Below are 20,829 nucleotides of genomic sequence, written 5' to 3'. Positions count from 1 at the left end.
GGCAAAACTGCCTCGCTGTCAATATTTTTCTATCCGGCGTTGTCCGGGCGCAGCAACTTCCTGCCGATCGCCCCCCACCGGGCGCATTCACCAGACAGCCACGCCAAGCGTCTTTCCCGTCGCCCTCCCGGGGATCACCGGCGGTGGGCGTCGATCATATCCCGAATACGAATCAGTTCATCACGAATATCGGTAAGATCGGGGGGCGTGCCCGGTGGGTCCGGTTCAACCGCCCGGCCGGATCGTTGCCGCAAATGCTGTCTGGCCCCTTCTATGGTAAACTTTTTTTCGTAAAGCAGCTGTTTAATCTTCAGGATCAGGACCACATCCTGGCGTCGATAGAGACGCTGTCCCGCTTCGGTACGCTTGGGCTTGATCTGTTTGAATTCCGTCTCCCAGAATCGCAGCACGTAGGACGGGACTCCGGCGATATCACTGACCTCACCAATTTTAAAATAAAATTTGTCTGGCACGGCAGCTTCGCCGGAGCGGTCTGCTGTCATCGGTATCCGCCTTTTTAGGCCGGCAACGCGGCACCAAACTCGGTGATCAGGCGTTGGGTCAGGTGGCGATGAATCTCGTTGACCGTATCGTCTTCCAGGGTGCGTTCGGCCGACCGGTAGACAACCCGGAAAGAGACACTCTTTTTTCCCTCCGGGATGGGATCTCCGGCAAACACATCGAACAGGTAGAGGTTTTCCACCAGCGATTCGCCGAACCGGTTCACCGTCTCCAGCAAACGACCGGATTCGACATCCTGATCGACGATCACGGTAATATCCCTGGCCGTGGATGGAAAGCGGGGGATTGCTGTCATCTGTATGGCATCGGGAATCATCCCGGCCAGTTTTTCCATATCCAATTCGAAAATGAATGCCGCCTGCCTGAGATTGTAATTGCCGATCACCGCGGCATCCACCTCGCCGATAAGGCCGATCGGCACGCCATCGGACAGGATCTGCGCCGTGTGGCCCGCTTGCGTATAGCGGCAGTTCGCGTCCGGCAGTGCCGTATAGGTCAATCCGCTGATCCCCAGGGCCACGGCCAGCCCTTCGACAACCCCCTTGGTGTCGTAAAAATCACAGGCCCTTTCGGGTGTGTGCCAGTTGGCCCAGGCAGCAGAACCGCTCCAGAGCCCCACCAGCATCTCCTTTTCCAGCGGCAACAAATCATCCGGCTGTGGGAGAAATGCCTTTCCAATTTCAAACAGGCGCAAATTGTTTTGCTGCCGGGAGATATTGCGCTGGGCGGCTTCGAGCATGCCCGGCACCAGGCTGGTGCGCATCACCGCCTGCTCTTCCGAAATCGGATTGAGCAGGGCCACATGCTGGCGCAACGGATCGTCCGTATCCAGCCGGATCCGGTCGCAGGACTGAGCACTGATGAAGCTGTAGTTGATGGCTTCCGAAAAACCGAACCCGCACAGAATCGTTTTGACCTGGTTGCGCACAACCATCATGGGTGAAGGGATGATGCCCTCGGATGGAAGCGTTGGAAACGTCGTGGGAATTTGATTGTAGCCGGAAAGCCGGGCGACTTCCTCCATGAGGTCCTGCGGCCGGGCCACATCCACGCGGAACGAGGGCACCGCGACCCGCAGAATGTTCTCCCCTTGGACCTGAACCGTGAAGTCGATATTTTCCAGCATGCCAACCATGTGGTCCCGGTCAATCTCCGTTCCCAGAAGGGCGTTGGTGGCCGCCACACTCAAGTCGATCACAGGTGGTGTCTGAGTCCTGAAATCCGCATCGATCGTGCCACCCACCAACTGACCCCGGCCAAGTTCGGCCATCAATTGGGCGGCCCGGTCGAGAGCAAACAAGGTTCCGTCCGGATCCACCCCCCGCTCGAAGCGGTGGGACGCGTCAGTATTCAGCCCGAGGGTTTTCGCGGTCTTGCGGATACTGATCGGATCGAAACAGGCACTCTCGATGAGCACGCGCGTGGTAGTATCCTCAATTTCGGAATTCAGGCCGCCCATGACCCCGCCCACGGCAACCGGTTTCTCACCATCACAAATCATCAGCATCTGATCGGACAGCTGGCGCGCCTTTTCGTCCAGGGTGGTGAAGGTCTCCCCGTTGGCAGCCGTGCGCACAACAATACGATGACCGGCCAGGTGATCAAAATCAAACGCGTGCAAGGGCTGACCGGTTTCCAGCATCACAAAATTGGTGATGTCAACAAGGTTGTTGATGGGTCTGACCCCCACCGCGCGCAGGCGATTTTGCAGCCAGTATGGAGAGGGGGCCACGGCGACCGTTTCAATCAGCCGGGCCGCATAGCGGGGACAATGGTCAGGCGCATCGATGGTCACCGATGTCAGCGCATCGATATCGCCTTGGGCATCGGGAAGTGCGACCATCGGCGGCGTCATCTTAACCCCCTGGATGGCGGCGATCTCCCGGGCAACCCCCATCATGCTGAGGCAATCGGGGCGGTTGGGGGTCAGTCCGATTTCAAACACCGTATCATCAAGATGGAGCGCCTGCTTCAACGGCTGCCCCGGTACCAACGCCTCATCCAGCACCATCAGGCCGGAAGCGTCCAGGCCCAGTTCCAGTTCGATTTCACTGCACAGCATCCCTTCGGAGGCTTCCCCCCGGATGACGGTCTTTTCCAGTTTGGCACCATTGGGCAGGCAGGTGCCCACTTGGGCCAGGGGCACGGTTAACCCCTCGGCCACATTGGGCGCACCGCAGACGACCCTGACGCTGCGATCCCCGGCATCCACCTGGCAAAGTTTCAGCCGGTCGGCATTGGGGTGGGCCGACACCGTGGTCACCCGTCCGACCACCACCGTATCCAGGTGGGCATAAGGATCTTCCACCGCTTCTATTTCCAGCCCGGCCATGGTCAGCGCGTCGGCAAGATCGGCGACCGCCATATCGATGGGCACATACTCTTTTAACCAGCTTATGCTTACTTTCATTGATCCAGGAGCACTCCGTTAAAATTGACGGTTCCGTCTGAAATAAATTTTTTCACGAGCCCATCAAAACTGACTCAAAAACCGGTAGTCATTGTCAAAATAGCGCCGAATGTCATCGATGCCGTATTTGAGCATGGCAATCCGCTCAACGCCCATACCGAACGCAAAACCGGTATAGCGACGGGTATCATAGCCGACATTCTCGAACACTGCCGGATGGACCATCCCCGATCCCAGCACCTCCAGCCAGCCAGTCCGGGAGCAGACGCGGCACCCCTTTCCCCGGCAGATGACACAACGAATATCCACTTCGGCGCTGGGTTCGGTAAAGGGAAAAAAACTGGGGCGAAAGCGCAAAGTGGTCTGATCATCGAACATCTGATGCACAAACGCGGTCAGCGTCCCTTTGAGATCGGCAAAAGAGATCTTCCGGTCCACCAGAAGCCCTTCCACCTGATGAAACATGGGCGTATGGGTCAGGTCGGAATCGCAACGATACACTTTGCCGGGAGCGATGATGCGCACCGGCGGCTCCCTTTTTTCCATCACCCGGGGCTGTGTCGGCGAGGTATGGGTGCGCAAGACCACGCTGTCCGATACGTAAAAGGTATCCTGCATATCCCTGGCCGGATGATTTTTCGGAATATTAAGCGCTTCAAAGTTGTAGTAGTCGGTCTCCACTTCCGGGCCTTCGACCACATCGAACCCCATCTGCGAAAAAATACTGCAAATACGATTGGTTATCTGAGTAATGGGGTGAAGGGAGCCTTTTTCCGGGACCCGTCCCGGCAACGAAACATCAATGCGATCAGTTACCGTCTGGCCCGCATTGGCCAGCCGATCCAATGCATTTTTAAACTCGGTTTCGAGAAGGCGTTTGATCTCGTTGGCCTTTTTACCGGCCTGGGGGCGCTCTTCGACGGGAAGTGTGGAGATCTTTCTTAAAAACTGGGTAATGTGACCTTTCCGTCCAAGATACTGAATTGAAAGATCATTTATCACATCCGCATCGGCTGCCGATACCAGCGCCGCCATGGCATCGGCATGAATCCGTTCTAAGGTATTTTCCACGATCGTTGCTCTGCAGCTTTCTGGATTGTCACACCTCTTCCGTTCCAGCCGAGCGGAACGGAAGAGGCCGTGTTTTTAAAGTTGAAATAAAGAGGAAGGCAGCGGAGGGTACCCAAAGGCGGCACTCGCCGCGACAGGGCGACCCGACTTAAGCCTGCTGTGCCGCAAGGGCGGCAATCTGGGAAAAGCCAGCGGGATCGGATATGGCAAGCTCGGCAAGCACCTTCCGGTCAAGGTCGACATCCGCCTTTTTCAGCCCCGAGATAAATCGGCTGTAGGAAAGGTCGTTCATCCGGGCCGCGGCGTTGATTCGGGCAATCCACAGGCGGCGGAACTGGCGTTTGCGCTGTTTGCGATCCCGGTAGGCATAATTGAGGGCCCGATCCACCGTATCGGCCGCCGTGCGGAACAGTTTGCTGTGGCCGCCACGAAACCCCTTGGCCAGTTTCAACACTTTCTGACGACGTCTTCTCGCCTTGAATCCTCGTTTAATTCGCATGATCTCATCTCCTTGCCGGCAAATGGGCATACCGACGGCAGCGGGTACAATGCCGCCAACGGGTACACCTGCCGTGAAATAACTGGTTTACCGCCCTTTACCCGTTGGGCAACAGCAGCCTGACTTCGCGCATATCGCTCTTTTTAATCATCTGGGCTTTTTTCAGGGAGCGTTTCCGTTTCCGTGTCTTGCTGGTCAGGATGTGACTGTGATGGGACTTGGAAAACGAGTATCCACCGGAACCGGTTTTTTTAAACCGTTTGGCAGCCGCCCGGTTGGTTTTGATTTTTGGCATGGTTCCTCTCCTTGAACAAATTTATTTATATTTTCTACAAATCTTTCGCATCAAAGCGGCAACTGGCAACCGGAACGGTGTCGGTCATCACGGCATAGGCCGGTTTTCAAAAACCGATGGCGTGAACGGAAACATGCGTTCACGCCAGCAGGTTAAAAATGATCGCTCGAATAAGTAGGGCCCGTCCGGCATTCCCAGGCAGGCCGGCATGTTTCTCCGTTAGGTTTTGGGCGCCAGTACCATCATCATGGTTCGCCCCTCGAACTTGGGATATTGCTCTACAACGGCAATGTCTTCCAGTTCCGTCGCAATGTGCTGCAACAACGCTCTGCCGCGATCTGAAAGCGTAATTTCACGCCCCCGAAACATCACAGTGACCTTGACTTTGTCCTTCCGATCAAGGAATTTACGGATATGCCCCATTTTCGTCCCAAGATCATGGTCGCCTGTCTTCGGCCGGACCTTGATCTCCTTGATCTGAAAAGTGGTCTGCTTTTTCTTGGCCTCTTGCTGCTTTTTGGTCTGCTCGTACTTGAACCGCCCGTAATCCATAATCTTGCATACCGGCGGTTTCGCCGTCGGCGAAATTTCGACGAGATCCAAACCATAATCATTAGCTTTGGCCAGCGCCTGATGAATTGGAAGGACTCCCACCTGGTTGCCTTCCGGATCAATCAGACGAACTTCTCTGACTCGGATACCCTGATTGATTCGCGTGGTATCGGGGCGAGTCCTGTTCATTTGTGTATGTCTGGGACCAGCTATGCTTTCACCTCCTGAAGCCCTGTATGTTTACTGTCTCGATTCTGCGGACCGCCGGCAGATCGGAAAAAATCCGTTACCTGTTCGACAACCGAACAGGGATCCAATACTAAACTTTATTTCAATATATGACGATTTTTATAAATGCAAGAATAAAATGGGAAACCGCACAAAATCCGTTTACGGCGCCACCGCCTGATCCAATGTGTAGCGACTCAGCAGGCTGTCCGCCCAGTACGCATTTCCCGAACCGGCGAAAAACCGCTGAAAAAGCACCAGGCTCTCGTTTCTCATCACCCCGGAGATCACCGTTATTTGTGCATCGCGATACAGGGGCGGCAAACCGGATCGGTCGCATCCCGTCCCCCCCCCCATGACATCTTCGTAGGCGTAGACGACCCGACCGATGCCGCTGAGCAAAATCGCCGCGAAACACATCAAGCAGGGCTCCATCGTACAATAGAGGGTCAGTTGGGTGCGGTCGACGTCAGGCGCGTCGGCGTAAAGGCTTCTGAGGGTGTTAATTTCGGCATGATCGATTTCATTGGTCGGTCCATCCGCCGTTCCCGTTCGCCTAGCCCGGGCAACGATCACCGAACCACCCGCGACCACACATCCCACGGGGAAATCACCCTGCGCCAAGGCCACTTCGGCCATTTCAAGCGCCGCCGACATGAATTGGGTATCTTTTTCTCCCCCCACTTCCGATTTCATGCGATCCTGCATGCGGTATCGTCACAGGGACAACCGCCATCGATTTCAAAGGCATAAACAATTCTGGCCTCCATTTCCGCCCGTTTTGTCGAAATGGGTGAAAAGACCGTCATTTCCAGTCGATCAAGCAATTCCGCCCGAGAGGGAATCCGATCAAACCCGGAGGCAACCATCCGGCCCTGCTCACCGTCGAGGATATCGGCATCCTCCCCATTGGTCACGACAACCACGGGAATCTGATAGGATGCAACCAGGCGCGAAATGGCCAGCGTGGACCGGTGACGGGTCACCAGCGACCCAGGCGCGTATTTAATCACCATTAAGGCCCGATCGTCAACCGTTACCGTATAGTCGACCCACAGGCGCCCCCGGCGATCGCCCGCCGCGACCACAAGCGGGTGGTGCGGATGGATCTCCGCCTTCCGATATCCTTTCTCGGAAACCAGAAAACGGGCGATTTTCTGACGGTAGCGCTCATCATGCGTATCGTCCACCACGTCATCGGTGATGAAATCCCGCAGGGTCCCCAATATTAAATGATGTCCACCCATAGTTTCACCTTCCGGCCTGCCGGCAGCCAATAAAACGCTGTTTTTACCCGTCCGATCCGCGTCGCCACGCCCCGGGTGATTCCAGCCCGGCACTCATATATAGCATTCAAGAGAATGTTTTTGGGCTGCGTTATCGGTCGTCGCAGTATTGCAATACGGCTTCCTCCCTCTGGCCTTGCCAAAAACATTATCTTAAACGCTATAGCCCTTTACAAAGCTTTTGGTCTGTGAATAAATGTTGCATTTATAATAATGCACGGATTGAAAAATCACAACCGGAACGCCATGAATCTCCGCGAGCAGTTCGAAAAACGCGAACAGAATTTCATGTCCCCGTTCGGCTGCCTGAGTGCCCAGAGCCGTGGCCGCAAACGGGTGGAAGCCCCCTGCCCCATTCGCACCGTATTCCAGGTGGATCGCGACCGGATCGTCTACTCCAATGCATTCCGACGTCTGAAGCATAAGACCCAGGTTTTCCTCAATCCCCTGGGCGACGAGTACCGCACCCGGCTGACCCATACCCTGGAGGTCGCCCAGATCGCGCGGACCATTGCCCGGGCCATGTTTCTCAATGAAGATCTGACCGAAGCCATCGCCCTGGGCCACGACCTGGGGCATACCCCCTTCGGCCATGGCGGAGAAACGGTTCTGCAGGAAATTCATTCACCGGCGTTTTCCCACCACCGTCAAAGCCTTCGGGTGGTTGATGTGATCGAAAACAACGGCAGGGGGTTGAACCTGACCCACGAAGTGCGTGACGGCATCGTCAAACACTCCAAAGGATACGGCAAAATCCTTCCCGACAATCCCGACGAACTGGCCTTCACCAACGAGGGGCGCGTCGTTCGCGTTTCCGACATCATGGCCTACCTGAACCATGATCTGGACGATGCCATTCGCAGCGGCGTCATCCATGAGTCACAGGTGCCCGAGGTCTGCATCCGGGTGATCGGCCGTACCCACCAGGAGCGGGCCACCACCATGATCCGAGACCTGGTCTTTTCCAGCCGGGCGGAAAACGGCGAGCTGCGACTGGACATGAGTGAAGAGGTTTTCAATGCCATGACCACGCTGCGCGCTTTTCTCTACCAGAATGTTTACCGCAGTCACCGGGTCCACCGGGAGTTTATCAAGGCCAAGAAAATTCTTGCCGAACTTTACGGGTATCTGATAGACAACCCGGCGGCTCTCGAAGCCGAACTGTCCCGTATGGGCATTGACGGCTGCCTGGACAACGGCGAGCCCCGCGAGCAGGTGGTGTGCGATTTTATCGCCAGCATCACCGACCGCTATGCCCTTGACCTTTACCGGAAAAATTTTTTTCCGTCACCCACCGTCTGAGGTCCGATTCAAGAATCATGCAACTGTCCCCCGACCGTTTTTCCCCCCTGCGAGAACATTATCTGCCGCTGCTGGATGAACTGCAAAACCTGTTTCAGGAGATGGACCGGGCTTACGACGCCGTTGCCACCCGGTATGGGTTCAAATGCAACGGCTGTAAGGACAACTGCTGTCTGACCCGCTTTTACCACCACACCCTGCTGGAACGGCTCTACCTGCTGGAAGGGGTCCGTACGCTTTCCATCGACGCACGCATGGCAGTTGGAGAACAAGCCCGGACGGTCAACCGCCGGCTGGCCAGGGCCGACCGCGAAGGCCGGTCGCTGCGTATCATGTGCCCGCTCAACGAGGACGGTCGATGCCGGCTCTACGCCTACCGGCCCATGATCTGCCGACTTCACGGCATTCCCCATGAGTTGCACCCCCCCGGCGGCCGGGTCGCCCGCAGCCCGGGGTGTGATGCGTTTTTTGAACAGTGCCGCAACCAGGGCAGGACCGACTATATTCCCTTCGACCGCACGCCATTTTACCGAAAAATGGCAATTCTGGAAAAAACGTTACGCAACCAGGTGCAATATACCGATAAAATCCGGCTCACCATCGCCGAAATGCTGGAATCCTTCACGGACACCCGATATGAAATCCATTGATCCCGAAACCATAGAAAAGCTGCCGGGCACCCGGCTCAAGCCGACCGACACGTTCCGATTTCGCTGTCACAAGGATTTGAGCTGCTTTAACCGGTGCTGCCGCAATCTGAACCTGTTCCTTTATCCGTATGATGTGGTGCGTTTAAAAAAGGCACTCGGCCTAGACGCCGACCAGTTTCTTGAAACCCACGTGGATGTGATTCTGCGCGAGGGCAACCATTTTCCCGACGTCCTGCTGCGCATGGCGGACAACGAAACCCGGACCTGCCCTTTTCTGAGTTCGGCGGGCTGCACGGTGTACCCGGACCGCCCCGATACCTGCCGGACTTTTCCGGTCGAACATGGCATCTTGTTCAGGGGACAGGGTCAATCGGAAAGGGTCAGCTTCTTCCGTCCTCCGGATTTTTGTCAGGGACAACACGAAAACCAGACCTGGACCCTCCGCGGGTGGGCCGATGACCAAGACGCGGCCACCTACAACCAGATGACGGCACAATGGGCCGAAATCAAATCCCTTTTTCAGAAGAATCCCTGGGGTAGCGCCGGTATGAACAGCTCCAAAGGCAAAATGGCCTTCATGGCGGCATATAATATTGATCGATTCCGGGAGTTTGTGTTCCAGAGCAGTTTTTTGAAGCGCTATCGGATAAAAAAAAATCTGGCGAAAAAGTGGCGCATCAACGACCGCGAATTGATGCTTTTCGGTTTTGAATGGATTCGCTATTTCGTCTGGGGAATTGCCTCACCCAATATCCGCATCTGACCCGCCAGCAGCAAGCATGGATTTGACCCAATGGTGCAACATCCGAATTTATTTTTTTCCGGCCACCGCTTCGGCGATATTGAAGCAATAGTCACCGATCTTCTCCAGATTGGTCAGCAGGCTGACATAGACCAATCCTTGATCGATACCGCATTCGCAGGAACGCAAGCGCTGGATGTGTTCATCGCGGAATTTTTCCCGCATGGCGTCAATGGCGTTTTCCAGTTTGTCCGCCTGTTTCATGAAGTCGGCCGGGCGCTGATGCATGGCCGATGTGAGCAGTTCCATAAACGCCAGGACTTTCTCCACCAGTGATTCCAGGTCGATCATGGCCCGCTCGGTAAAAGTGAGGTTGCCTTCGATCATGTCCTCGATCGACTGGGCAATGTTCTCCACCGAATCACCGATCCGTTCAATATTGTTGGTCATTCGCATCAGGCTGGAAACTTCTTTGGCCTCGGATTCGCTCACATCACTCTGATAGATCCGGATCAGGTAGGCCAGGATCTCCCGTTGCATGTCGTCAAGATGGTTCTCTACCTTGCGCCACTTGGCCAGCTTCTTATAATCCCGGTCCTGTAACCGTTTAACGGTTTTGCGGAAGGTGTAGTTGGCCGTCTCGGCCATGCGCAGAATCTCGCTGCGGGACTCGACAATGGCGGCAATGGGCGTATCGATCAGCCGGTCGCCGAAGTTGGGCAGACGATAGTAGTCGATCTCCTCCTCCTCTTTGGGAGAGAGCAGAATCGCAACTTTGATCAGCCAGGGCAGCACCAGCAAAAAAAACGACGCATTGATTACATTGAACAGGGTGTGACCATTGGCGATATACCGGCCAACGTTGACCAGATCGTCACCCACAACCTGGTCCACGGGACCGGCACCGAGGGAGAGGGTCACGGCCTCCACCAGTTTAACGAACATGGGGAAGACACACAGCATGAGGGTCACCCCGATCACGTTGAACATGGTGTGCGCCCGTGCCGCACGGTGGGCATTGATATTGTTGGAACCAATCGTGGCCAGCTCGGCGGTAATCGTGGTTCCGATATTTTCGCCCAGCACCAGCGCCATGGCACCGGGAAAGGCGAGCAAGCCCTGGCTGGCAAGCGTCATGGTAAGGCCGATGGTTGCCGAAGAAGACTGTACCATGATCGTCAGCCCGGCGCCGACAACAACGCACAACAGCAGCCCCTCCATGGAGCTGGGATCGAATTTGGTAAAAAACGCCAGGAAGTTGGGATCGCTTTTAATCGGGGCAAGCCCATGTTTCATAATGGTCATGCCGTAAAACAGCAGGCCGAACCCCAGAACAACATCACCAATGTAACGCGTTTTTTTCTGCTGGGTAAAATATTTGAGCACCACACCGGTTGCGACGGCCGGCAATGCCAGGGCGCTCAATTTAAAGGCGATCAGCTGGGCCGTGACCGTGGTGCCGATGTTGGCCCCCAGAATCATGCCCACGGCCTGTTGCAGGGTCATCAGCCCGGCGGTGACGAATCCGATGAGCATCACCGTGGCGGCGGATGAAGATTGTACCATTGCCGTCACCACGGTGCCGGTCAGGCAACCCAGCACCCGGTTCGAAGATACGGCGCTCAATATCGCCTTGATCCGTTTGCCGGCGGACATCTGAAGTCCCTCGGTCATCATTTTCATCCCGAGGATAAACATGCCCAACCCGCCGAGGGTCGTAATCAACACACCCGTCATTTACCGCTCCATTCCGCGCAGGCCACCAATAGGACGGCCACCCGACACCCCGGTTATTTGCGAATAAAGTATATATCTTTTAGTTTCAGCTGGTTAATTCACACTATTGAAAAAGTTGGCTTGTTCTTACCATATGCCGATCAGAAGTCAAGCCCCAATGGAATCCTCATTCACGGCACAGGATCGTAATCGAACCAACGGATTTCCAGTATGGATCGATACGCCTATAATCAGTCATAATCGGTAGCCGATGGCGTAAAAATCAACATCTTCCGGGTGAACATAAATTTCGGAAATGGCTTTGTTTCGCACCGATATACCGGCCCGATGCACGGATTCCGCATCGCCGGAAACCAGCGGATGCCAGGCAGCCAGGTCTTTGCCTTCGGCCAGCCGTCGATAGGCGCAGGTTCGTGGCAACCAGCGCAGGCGCGGAATCATTTTCGGCGTCAGCAACAGGCAATCGGGAACCAGGGTCGAACGGTCGCCGTAATCGGTGCAACAGCAGGTGTGGGTGTCCAACAGATAACAGGAAACCCAGGTGTAGGTGACTTTCCCGGTTTTCCCATCCTGAAACTTCTGCAGGCAGCAGCGGCCGCAACCGTCACACAGCGATTCCCACTGGTCTCGCCCCATGTGGTCCAAGGGCTTGGTTTTCCAGAAAGGAGTGCCTATTTTTTTAGGGTCTGTGTTACTCATCGCCCGCAGCCTTACCATGAAAACACGCGCTCAAAAAAGGGAAAAACGTGACAGCGGACAGGATTTGTCGGGGCCACAAACAAAACGACCCGCAGCCTTTTTCATAAGGGGGCTGCGGGTCCGCTGTTCACAACCACTGAAATCGCTGGATCAGGCCATCTGGCGGGCTCCGAAGCTTTTTTCCATTTTGAATTGATGCTGAAATTTGAGAACTTTTTTGATGTATCGCCGTGTCGCCTTGAACGGCGGCACGCCAGCATAGTTTCTGACGTGGCGGGAACCGGCATTGTATGCCGCCAGGGCCAGTTGAACATCTCCACCAAAGCGATCCAGAAGGGTCCTGAAGTAACGGACGCCGCCTTCGATATTCTCTTTGGGATCGTAAACATCCTGAACCCCCAGCGCCTTGGCGGTCGCCGGCATCAACTGCATCAACCCGCGGGCCCCTTTTTCTGACCTCGCTCGGGGATTATAACCGGATTCTGCAAAAATGATGGCCCGAACCAGGCTGGGGTCCACCTCGTAACGGCCGGCCACTTGGGTAATGATACCGTGAAAGGGGAGACGGGACGACGGTATCGCACCATCCGGAGCCTCGGCGATCCGATTGTCTGCCGCCGGCAACGTGCGTTCGGGTTCGGGTACCAGTTCAGGGCAGTTCGGTGGTTGGGGCATGGCCAGCCTGGGGGACACATCCGGAGCCGATCGCGTGGATCGGGAAAGCATTGTGGCGGCCGTCAGGCAAAAACTGCAAACCGTCAAGGTTACTAAAAAAACCGTCAAATCGGTCATCAACGTGCGGGAAAAGTGGGAATCGTCTCTGTTCATGGCATTTATCTGTAAAAAATGGGTTGATCAACAAGTGGCCGCACATGGCGTCCGACTTGCGGTCCTTAGTTAGCAAATAGAATGCCGGATTCACCGATCAGCTAACTTTATGTATTAATCCCAATCAGTTATATTTAATTTGAGAAGAGATGCAGAAGCGTGTCAGAAAACCAAAAAATAGTAAAGAAGAAAGTAATTACATTATAATTATGTAATAAACTTCCCAAAAGTTGATCCATCAGATCCCCAGATAGGCTTTCTTGACCGCCTCGTTGGCCAGCAGCGATTCCGCGCTATCCGCAAGGGTAATCTTCCCGTTTTCCATTACATACCCGCGGTGAGCAACCTTCAGGGCAAGGTTGGCGTTTTGCTCCACCAGAAAGATCGTCGTATTGTTTTCCCTGTTAATTTTTTTTATGATTTCAAATATCTGTTTAACAATCAGCGGAGCCAGCCCCAGTGACGGCTCATCCAGTAAAAGCAGTCGTGGCCGGGCCATCAGTGCCCGGGAAATGGCCAGCATCTGCTGCTCGCCACCGCTCAAGGTGCCACCGGCCTGGTTGCGCCGTTCCGCCAGAATGGGAAAGAGGCTGAAGACATAGTCCAGATCCGCCTGGATATCGCGCTTATCTTTGCGCAAAAACGCCCCCATGTCCAGGTTCTCGAGGACGGACAGATAAGGGAAGATCCGTCGGCCTTCCGGAACCTGGCTGATCCCCATGGCAACGATTTTGTCTGGATTGACCCGGCTGATGGGTTTTCCCATAAAGTAAATTTCTCCGGTCCGCGGCGGCACGATTCCGGATATGGACATCAGGGTCGTGGTTTTACCGGCGCCATTGGCACCGATCAAGGTGATGATTTCACCCGTTTGAACCTCCAGGCTGACCCCCTTTAACGCCTGAATATTGCCATAATAGGTTTTGATCGCTTCCAATTTAAGCATCGGCAGACTCCCCAAGGTACGCCTTGATTACCGCCGGATTCTGGCTGATGGCTTCGGGCGTGCCTTCGGCGATCTTTTTTCCGTAATCGACAACGAAGATGCGATCGGAAAGGTTCATTACCAGTTTCATGTCATGTTCAATCAGCAAGATAGAGATCTTTTCTTCATAGCGTAATTTCTCAATCATCGCGTCGAGTTCTTTGGTCTCCTGAGCGTTCATGCCCGCTGCCGGTTCATCCAGCAGAAGAAGAAATGGCTCGGTGGCCATGGCGCGTGCGATTTCCAACCGCCGTTGGGCACCATAGGGGAGGTTTTTGGCAAACTCGTTTACATATCGATGCAGATCAAATTTTTCAAGGATTTGATAACTATCGGAAACGACTTGCTTTTCTTCGGACTTGGCCCGGGGTGGGCGAAAAACGGCTCCCGGGATACCGGTGCGCATGCGGCAATGCCGCCCAATCATCACGTTTTCCAAAACCGTCATGTTTTGAAACAGGCGAATATTCTGAAAGGTTCGCGCCATCCCCTTTTTGGTCACCTGATCGGGTTTGAGCCCGTTGAGACGGCTGCGGTGCCCCGCTTTATCGGTCAGTACCACATCACCCCCGCTGGGGGTGTAAATTCCGGTAATACAGTTGAAGAAAGTGGTCTTGCCGGCGCCATTCGGGCCGATCAAGGCGACGATTTCGTTTTCCTTGATTGTCAGGTCTACCTCGTCGAGAGCGCACAATCCACCAAAATTCATGGTCAATTGAGTTACCGACAGGACCGGTTGCGTCGAGTGATTATTTTCCACGGGTCTCGCTTCCACCTTCAAAACGATAGATTTTTCTGACGTCACTGATGATGCCTCCCGGGCGAAAGACCATCATGAGCACCAGTACCATGCCGAAAACAAGCATCCGGTATTCTGAAAAGGCACGAAAGTACTCCGGCAGCAGTTTCAGCGCAAAGGCACCGCAAATCACGCCCACGATGGACCCCATGCCGCCGAGTACCACGCAGCATAAAATAATGACCGACTCCCAGATGGTAAAACTGGCCGGGTTGATGAAGGTCGTCTTGGCCGCGAATACCACGCCACCCATGCCCGCCCACGTCGCCCCCAAGGCAAAGGCGCTAAGCTTGGTGCGAGTTTTGTTAATCCCCATGGCCTGGCAGGCGACTTCATCTTCCCGAAGCGCCATCCACGCCCGACCGATGCGGGAATTCTGCAGCCGCCGGACCACAAATATGGTAAAAAGCGCCAATCCCACCATCAAGTAATAAATATAGACATGATTTTGGTACAGGGAGAGGGTCATCCCGAAAAAACCGGGACGGGGGATGTTGGCGATCCCGCTGGGGCCGAAAGAGAATTCGTTCCAATTTTCCAGGACCAGGCGGATGATTTCGCCAAATCCCAAGGTAACGATGGCCAGATAGTCCCCCCGAAGCCTTAAAACAGGAAAGCCCAACAAAATACCGAAAAGCATACCCACGGCGCCACCAATGGGCAGGGCCAGCCAGAAGCCGATACCGAAGTGATAATTCAGCAACGCGTAGGAATAGGCCCCGACGGCATAAAAGGCGACGTAGCCGAGATCGAGCAACCCAGCCAACCCAACGACAATATTCAGGCCCAAAGCGACCACCACGTAAATCAGGGCAGTGGTCATGATGTCGATTTGATAGAGGGAGGATATCAGGGGAAAAACCAAAAAGCCGATTCCGACAACAACGATTCCCGGCTTGGCAAATCGAGGATCCCTGATCAGGCGTTGAGCTCTGGTAAGGGTCTGTTCTTCGCTCTCTTCGGCCCTTTTGATTCCCGCCTCCTTGCGTCGGATGAGAAACCGCCAAACAAAAGAAAGCAAAAAGGCGCCCACGCCGACATACGCCATGCGATGCCAACGCCATTCGACGGTTTTGTAAATGGTATTGACGCGAATGACCATGACGGGAAATGTCAGAAACATGAACCATAGGCTGGCCAAAAGCGATTTTCTTACTTCATCCCAACGAAATAGCCCGACGGCCATTGATTTGTCCGTGGTTGCCATAGGATCTAAACGGTCTCCTTCTCTAGTGCACAAAATCCGTCAGACTTTATCCATCTCTTTCCGTCCCAAGAGCCCCGAAGGGCGAAAAATCAAAATCAGCACCAAAAAGAGAAAAGCAAATACGTCCTCATAGTCACTGGAGATGTACCCGGTAAAAAAGCTCTCTGTCCATCCCAATACCAGGCTTCCCAGAACCGCCCCGGGCATGCTGCCAATGCCGCCCAATACCGCTGCCACGAAAGCCTTGATGCCGGCGAGAAACCCGATGTAAAAATTGATCTGACCGATGTGCGAGGCAATCAAGATCCCCCCCAAGGCGGCGGTGGCCGACCCCAGCACGAAAGTCATGGAAATCACCCTGTCGACGTTCACGCCCACCAGCATGGCCATTTCACGATCCTGGGATGTGGCGCGCATGGCTTTTCCCATCCGGGTGAATTTGATCAAGAATGTCAAAAGGGCCATAACAATGGCCGTGGTGAGGTAAATGACCAATTCCGAAGGCCGCAGAATATGCTCAATCGGTTTCAAAAATTTAAAATCGGGAATCAAATTGGGGAAGGGAAGGAAATCGGATGTCTGTGCCAACAAAACGTAATTCTGTAAAAACAGGGACATGCCGATGGCGCTGATCAACGCCGAAAGCCGTGGTGCCTTACGAAGCGGTTTGTAGGCGATTTTCTCCATGGTCCAACCATACGATGCTGCCCAGATGACCGCGGCAAACGAGGCAATCACCAGGATGGCCACGGTGTTCCAACCGGCCAGGGTCAAGATGCCCACCACGATCAGACCGGTAAAGGCACCAATCATGTAGATTTCGCCATGGGCGAAATTGATCAGCTCGATAATTCCGTACACCATGGTATAGCCCAAGGCGATCATCGCATAGATACTGCCACGGGTCAGTCCGCCCAGAAACATTTCGAAAAAATAATCGACATTCATTTCCCAGTCATCTCCTTACAATGGCTGACCGGCGGCGTGTTTTCGCCTGCGACCCAACCGGAACGGATTCGCAAAAAAACAAAACCGTCCGACCGTATAAACAATTAGGGAACGGAGGATGCTGAGCCTCCGTTCCCTAATCGACATCTCACCGGCAACGCTATTTTATTTCCACATAGGCGCCGTTTTGGACCTGGTACATAGCAAAACCAACGCCGATGGCATCTCCCTTTTTATCGAATTTGATGATTCCCAGGGGGGTGGCCACCCATTCACTTCGCAGTGCATTGACGATGTCATCGTATTGGGTCGAGCACGATTTTTCCATGGCATTGATCAACGCCAGGGCGGCTGCATAGGCATTCAGGTAGAAGGCGCCCGGATCTTCACCGTATTTCGCTTTGTGGGCCTCGACGGCCTCGATAGCAATGGAATTCTTGGAAGTATCCATGGGGCCGCTGGCATATACGCCTTCGGCATATTCGCCGGCAACCTTGATGAAGGTGTCATCCTTTACGCCATCATCGGAGATAAAAATCGTATCCATCGCCTTTTTTCGCATCTGCGATACAATCTTGGAAGCTTCGGGATGGTAGCCTCCGAAAATAACCGCCTGAGCTTCCGACTGTTTGATCTTGTTAACCACCGCCGAGTAATCCACGGCACCGGGGGTGACACCTTCATACAATACCACTTCGCCGCGGTTGTCCGCTTCGATGAAACTTTTGGCAAACTCGGCCAGTCCCTTGCCATAATCTCCCTTGTCATGAAGAACGGCAATCTTGCTGAGGTTTAGTGTTCCCAATGCAAACTCAACCTCCAATCGCGCCTGGGCATCGTCAGAGGCGATGGTTCGGAAAAAGTTCGGATAATCACCGCTTTGCGTCAGTCCAGGATTCGTTGCCGATGGCGACATGGTCACGATATGGGAATCCTTATAAATTCCCAAAGCCGCCTTCGTGGCGCCCGAACAGATGTGTCCCAAGACCACATTCACCCCTTCACCGGTGACTTTGGTGGCGGAACTGGTTGCAATCTCGGGCTTGCATGCATCGTCTTCAACGACAAGTTCGATTTTTCGTCCATTGATCCCGCAAAGGGCATTGCGATGTTCCGCCACCAACTCGGCTGCACGGACCGTTGGAATCCCGTAAGACGCCAAATCACCACTATGAGCACCGACCACGGCAATTTTTATCGGTGGCAGTTCAACCTTTTCTTCCGCCTGGGTCGGTTCCTCCTTCTGGCCGCAGGCAACGATCATGGCGGCGGATAAAATCATAGCGATGAACAGCTTGAAAAAACGCCATTGCTTTTGATGCATCGTTTCTCCTCCTCGTTTCTCCTCTGGGTTGTTGATTTTTATATTCTAACGGATCCTGTCTGTATAAAAGTGAGGTTAATCATTGTCAAACATAATCACCATCGCCCGCTGGGAATGGTATCGCTAAATGCCCCTGTTTCGCAAATATGGATAGGGCACTTGAGGGTCCGCATCGAAGCCGTCATTATTGGTGAAACTTGTGATAAGGCTTACTATTGGCGGTTAGAAATGCATCGCTGAAAAGGGGTTGCCGCCGCTCCCGGGACGCAAGATACGCCGGTTAAAAACTTGCCCTTACTGCCAAACACATGTATGAGTGTAAAAATTCAATAAGTTTGGATATGTTTTGTTAAAACGAACGTAGAAGACGGATGAAAAGACAAGCAGGCGGGTATATTCTTTGACAGAAATTGCCTTAGGATCGGGGATGAAAAAACAAATCGGTCTGGTCGTTAAAAACGAAACCAAGGCAATTGAGCAGGCGGATCGTTTCGAGCAATGGTTGACGCACAAAGGCCTTAGTATTGTTCGCCGGCAAAGCTCGATGCCCGCTATAAAACGGACCAAGGGATTACGGGAACGATCTCCGGCATCCCTGTTCTGTGTATTCGTTCTGGGAGGCGACGGCACCTTTCTCAGTGCCGTGCGCTGGATAGGGGACCAGCAGATTCCAATTATCGGCGTCAAATTCGGCGAGGTCGGTTTTTTGGCGGAAACCACCGAGGACCGGCTGCGCGAGGCGGCCGATGCCATTCTGGAGAATCGATTCACCGTCCGGCAACAAATGCGGCTGAACGTTCAAATCTGTCGTCAGGAGATGGAGATTGCCCGTGAATGCGCGTTCAACGACGTCGTCATCAATAAAGGCGCCTTGGCAAGACTGGCCCGCATCCGCACCCATGTGGACGGCCAGTTTCTCACCGATTACCGCGCCGACGGGCTGATCATCGCAACGCCCACCGGCTCCACGGCTTACTCCCTGGCGGCCGGCGGTCCGATCATCTATCCCTCGGTCCCCGGAATCCTCATCACGCCCATCTGTCCGTTCACCCTGACCAACCGTCCGCTGATAGTGCCCGATAGTGTGACCATCACCATCCAGTTGACCGAGGACGCCTCGGACATCATGCTGACCTGCGATGGGCAGGTGGGAATAAAAATCGATGAGCGGGACACCATCATCATCAGTAAAAGTTTAAGTCCGGTACAAATGATCACCCTTCCCGAGCAAAACTATTTCGATGTTCTCAAGGCCAAGCTCAAATGGAGCGGCAGCCGTGTATAATTGATATTCAGAAACAAATTGTACGTTTCATTTTATTGCTCTTTTCAATATAAAAAAATCATGTTAACAATGTTCACATAGTTAAAATAACCATAACAATTGAAGAGCCTTCTTGTCTCAAATCCAACACTCGGGAGAAGGAAACGATGATAAAACGTCTGTTACAGGTAGTTTGTCTTACAGTTCTATCCGCATCGTATGCATGGGGCGCAAATGTGGACACGTTCGGCATTGGCGCTAAAGCGACGGCGCTGGGGGGCGCCTTTTCAGCCTATGCGGATGATCCCTATGCCATTCATTACAACCCTGCGGGCCTTGTACAAATTGAACGGCCGACAGTATCGGCCGGCGTCAATATCATTGATCCCACCTTGAAGGTAAATGATTTTCATGTCGATAGCCAAAGTCCGACCGATTTTGAAGATACGTCCGACGATCTTATCGTCCCCCACATGGGATTTGCCATGCGGCTCACGGACCATTGGGCGGTCGGTGCGGCATTTTATGTTCCCTACGGCCTGGATATAGAGTGGGACGATGATCCGGCAAAAAATCCGGGGGCGTATAATTGCTATCATTCCTACTACTACCGGGTTGTATTGACCCCTTCCGTGGCCTACAAATTCAATGAAAAGTGGTCCGTGGGTATGGGTTTGGTATTGGGACAGTCGGAAAGCGGCGTTGAACATCTCCTCTATTATCCAACAAATCCGCTATTGCATGGCAGTAAGATTGAAAGCGAACTGGAAGACAACTTCAACTACTCCTTCAATATCGGTGTCATGTACCATCCGACCGAATCCATCACGCTTGGACTGACCTATCGTAGCGAGACCGACACGGAATTCGAAGGTGATGTAAAAATAGTCGGTACCGGCATAAAAAGTGACATCGAACTGGATTCGGTCGACCATCCCCAACAAGTCCAGTTTGGGCTGCGATTCCAACCGATCAAGCGGGTTTCCATGGAAATCGATGTGGTCTGGACCGATTGGAGCGTTGTCGACAGACAAGTGACGACCTTTTCCGATGATTTTCTGTATGGTACTTATGGACCCGGAAATCCCCAGAACATTGCCCGGGACTGGGATGATACGATGCAGTTCAAGGCCGGTATCGAGTGGCAGACAACGGACTATTTGGCACTGCGGGTCGGCTATTTTTACGACCAAAGCCCCATTCCGGATGATACCTTTGATCTCGTCTGGCCCGATGCGGATAAAAAGACCTATTCGATCGGATTCGGGCTGAACCTCGGACGCGTCACGGTGGATGGTGTGGTGCAATACATCCGCACCGAGGTCAATCGGCAAATTGGCGGGGAAAGCGACAGTCTGAATCACACCTATTACGGATCGACAAGCCTTGATGCGGAAGGCGAGCTATGGGGCTACGGGCTGACCGTCAACTATGCCTTTTAAGGCAATTTTCCTGGCCGAATGAAGGTTGCCAGCTTCCGG

21 protein-coding genes are annotated in these 20,829 nt (G+C 53.8%); 5 read left to right on the top strand and 16 right to left on the bottom strand.

What is annotated here, in order from left to right; translation table 11 throughout:
- Positions 1 to 134 precede the first annotated feature (134 nt).
- From GN112_RS25330 to GN112_RS25295, 8 genes are all read right to left on the bottom strand, one after another.
- A complete protein-coding gene (locus GN112_RS25330) occupies positions 135 to 503 on the bottom strand; it encodes a MerR family transcriptional regulator (RefSeq protein WP_155312732.1) in 369 nt (122 codons plus the stop codon).
- A 14-nt stretch (positions 504 to 517) separates the two neighbouring features.
- Entirely contained in the window at positions 518 to 2,932 is a 2,415-nt protein-coding gene (gene pheT, locus GN112_RS25325) for a phenylalanine--tRNA ligase subunit beta (RefSeq protein ID WP_155312731.1), read from the bottom strand.
- 63 nt (positions 2,933 to 2,995) lie between these two features.
- The gene (gene pheS / locus GN112_RS25320; protein WP_155312730.1) at positions 2,996 to 4,003 is read right to left on the bottom strand and encodes a phenylalanine--tRNA ligase subunit alpha; all 1,008 of its coding nucleotides are present in this window, start codon (positions 4,001 to 4,003) and stop codon (positions 2,996 to 2,998) included.
- A 148-nt stretch (positions 4,004 to 4,151) separates the two neighbouring features.
- The gene (gene rplT / locus GN112_RS25315) at positions 4,152 to 4,502 is read right to left on the bottom strand and encodes a 50S ribosomal protein L20 (RefSeq protein WP_155312729.1); all 351 of its coding nucleotides are present in this window, start codon (positions 4,500 to 4,502) and stop codon (positions 4,152 to 4,154) included.
- Between the two features lie 97 nt (positions 4,503 to 4,599).
- Positions 4,600 to 4,797, bottom strand: a complete 198-nt coding sequence (rpmI, locus tag GN112_RS25310) for a 50S ribosomal protein L35 (protein ID WP_155312728.1) — start codon at positions 4,795 to 4,797, stop codon at positions 4,600 to 4,602.
- A 219-nt stretch (positions 4,798 to 5,016) separates the two neighbouring features.
- On the bottom strand, positions 5,017 to 5,538 hold the full coding sequence (gene infC / locus GN112_RS25305) for a translation initiation factor IF-3 (protein WP_155312727.1): 522 nt from the start codon (positions 5,536 to 5,538) through the stop codon (positions 5,017 to 5,019).
- A 201-nt stretch (positions 5,539 to 5,739) separates the two neighbouring features.
- On the bottom strand, positions 5,740 to 6,273 hold the full coding sequence (locus GN112_RS25300; RefSeq protein WP_155312726.1) for a nucleoside deaminase: 534 nt from the start codon (positions 6,271 to 6,273) through the stop codon (positions 5,740 to 5,742).
- The gene (locus tag GN112_RS25295) at positions 6,270 to 6,824 is read right to left on the bottom strand and encodes a type I restriction enzyme HsdR N-terminal domain-containing protein (protein ID WP_155312725.1); all 555 of its coding nucleotides are present in this window, start codon (positions 6,822 to 6,824) and stop codon (positions 6,270 to 6,272) included. Before GN112_RS25295 ends, GN112_RS25300 begins: the two co-directional genes overlap by 4 nt.
- 285 nt (positions 6,825 to 7,109) lie before the next feature.
- Between GN112_RS25295 and GN112_RS25290 the strand changes: the two genes are divergently transcribed.
- Genes GN112_RS25290 through GN112_RS25280 form a run of 3 tightly spaced genes read left to right on the top strand, consistent with a single transcriptional unit; the run spans position 7,110 to position 9,578 of the window.
- Positions 7,110 to 8,165, top strand: a complete 1,056-nt coding sequence (locus GN112_RS25290; RefSeq protein WP_155312724.1) for a deoxyguanosinetriphosphate triphosphohydrolase — start codon at positions 7,110 to 7,112, stop codon at positions 8,163 to 8,165.
- A 17-nt stretch (positions 8,166 to 8,182) separates the two neighbouring features.
- Positions 8,183 to 8,815 (top strand): hypothetical protein, encoded by a 633-nt coding sequence (locus GN112_RS25285; RefSeq protein ID WP_231717138.1) that lies wholly within the window; start codon positions 8,183 to 8,185, stop codon positions 8,813 to 8,815.
- On the top strand, positions 8,802 to 9,578 hold the full coding sequence (locus tag GN112_RS25280; protein WP_155312723.1) for a YkgJ family cysteine cluster protein: 777 nt from the start codon (positions 8,802 to 8,804) through the stop codon (positions 9,576 to 9,578). Before GN112_RS25285 ends, GN112_RS25280 begins: the two co-directional genes overlap by 14 nt.
- A 48-nt stretch (positions 9,579 to 9,626) precedes the next feature.
- Here GN112_RS25280 and GN112_RS25275 read toward each other — a convergent pair whose 3' ends face one another.
- The 8 genes from GN112_RS25275 to GN112_RS25240 form a co-directional block, all read right to left on the bottom strand.
- Positions 9,627 to 11,294 (bottom strand): Na/Pi cotransporter family protein, encoded by a 1,668-nt coding sequence (locus GN112_RS25275; RefSeq protein WP_155312722.1) that lies wholly within the window; start codon positions 11,292 to 11,294, stop codon positions 9,627 to 9,629.
- A gap of 234 nt (positions 11,295 to 11,528) precedes the next feature.
- Complete coding sequence (locus tag GN112_RS25270; RefSeq protein ID WP_155312721.1) at positions 11,529 to 11,993, bottom strand: YcgN family cysteine cluster protein; 465 nt, start codon at positions 11,991 to 11,993, stop codon at positions 11,529 to 11,531.
- 150 nt (positions 11,994 to 12,143) lie between these two features.
- A complete protein-coding gene (locus GN112_RS25265) occupies positions 12,144 to 12,821 on the bottom strand; it encodes a lytic transglycosylase domain-containing protein (RefSeq protein ID WP_197743398.1) in 678 nt (225 codons plus the stop codon).
- A 238-nt stretch (positions 12,822 to 13,059) separates the two neighbouring features.
- The gene (locus tag GN112_RS25260; RefSeq protein ID WP_155312720.1) at positions 13,060 to 13,767 is read right to left on the bottom strand and encodes an ABC transporter ATP-binding protein; all 708 of its coding nucleotides are present in this window, start codon (positions 13,765 to 13,767) and stop codon (positions 13,060 to 13,062) included.
- The gene (locus GN112_RS25255) at positions 13,760 to 14,566 is read right to left on the bottom strand and encodes an ABC transporter ATP-binding protein (RefSeq protein WP_456236858.1); all 807 of its coding nucleotides are present in this window, start codon (positions 14,564 to 14,566) and stop codon (positions 13,760 to 13,762) included. The genes GN112_RS25260 and GN112_RS25255 overlap by 8 nt, the downstream gene beginning before the upstream one ends.
- Positions 14,556 to 15,812: an ABC transporter permease subunit gene (locus GN112_RS25250; RefSeq protein WP_231713949.1), complete on the bottom strand. Its 1,257-nt coding sequence runs from the start codon at positions 15,810 to 15,812 to the stop codon at positions 14,556 to 14,558. Before GN112_RS25250 ends, GN112_RS25255 begins: the two co-directional genes overlap by 11 nt.
- 39 nt (positions 15,813 to 15,851) lie before the next feature.
- Positions 15,852 to 16,760, bottom strand: a complete 909-nt coding sequence (locus tag GN112_RS25245; protein ID WP_155312719.1) for a branched-chain amino acid ABC transporter permease — start codon at positions 16,758 to 16,760, stop codon at positions 15,852 to 15,854.
- Positions 16,761 to 16,920: 160 nt separating this feature from the next.
- The gene (locus GN112_RS25240) at positions 16,921 to 18,084 is read right to left on the bottom strand and encodes a branched-chain amino acid ABC transporter substrate-binding protein (protein WP_231717137.1); all 1,164 of its coding nucleotides are present in this window, start codon (positions 18,082 to 18,084) and stop codon (positions 16,921 to 16,923) included.
- Between the two features lie 427 nt (positions 18,085 to 18,511).
- Between GN112_RS25240 and GN112_RS25235 the strand changes: the two genes are divergently transcribed.
- Both GN112_RS25235 and GN112_RS25230 read left to right on the top strand, forming a co-directional pair.
- Positions 18,512 to 19,369 (top strand): NAD(+)/NADH kinase, encoded by an 858-nt coding sequence (locus tag GN112_RS25235; RefSeq protein WP_155312718.1) that lies wholly within the window; start codon positions 18,512 to 18,514, stop codon positions 19,367 to 19,369.
- Positions 19,370 to 19,515: 146 nt separating this feature from the next.
- A complete protein-coding gene (locus GN112_RS25230) occupies positions 19,516 to 20,790 on the top strand; it encodes an OmpP1/FadL family transporter (protein WP_155312717.1) in 1,275 nt (424 codons plus the stop codon).
- Positions 20,791 to 20,829 lie beyond the last annotated feature (39 nt).

It is taken from the genome of Desulfosarcina ovata subsp. ovata, assembly GCF_009689005.1.
Classification (GTDB): Bacteria; Desulfobacterota; Desulfobacteria; order Desulfobacterales; family Desulfosarcinaceae; genus Desulfosarcina; species Desulfosarcina ovata.
Note: the sequence above shows the minus strand (reverse complement) of the source record. Positions and strands in the feature narration are given on the sequence as shown.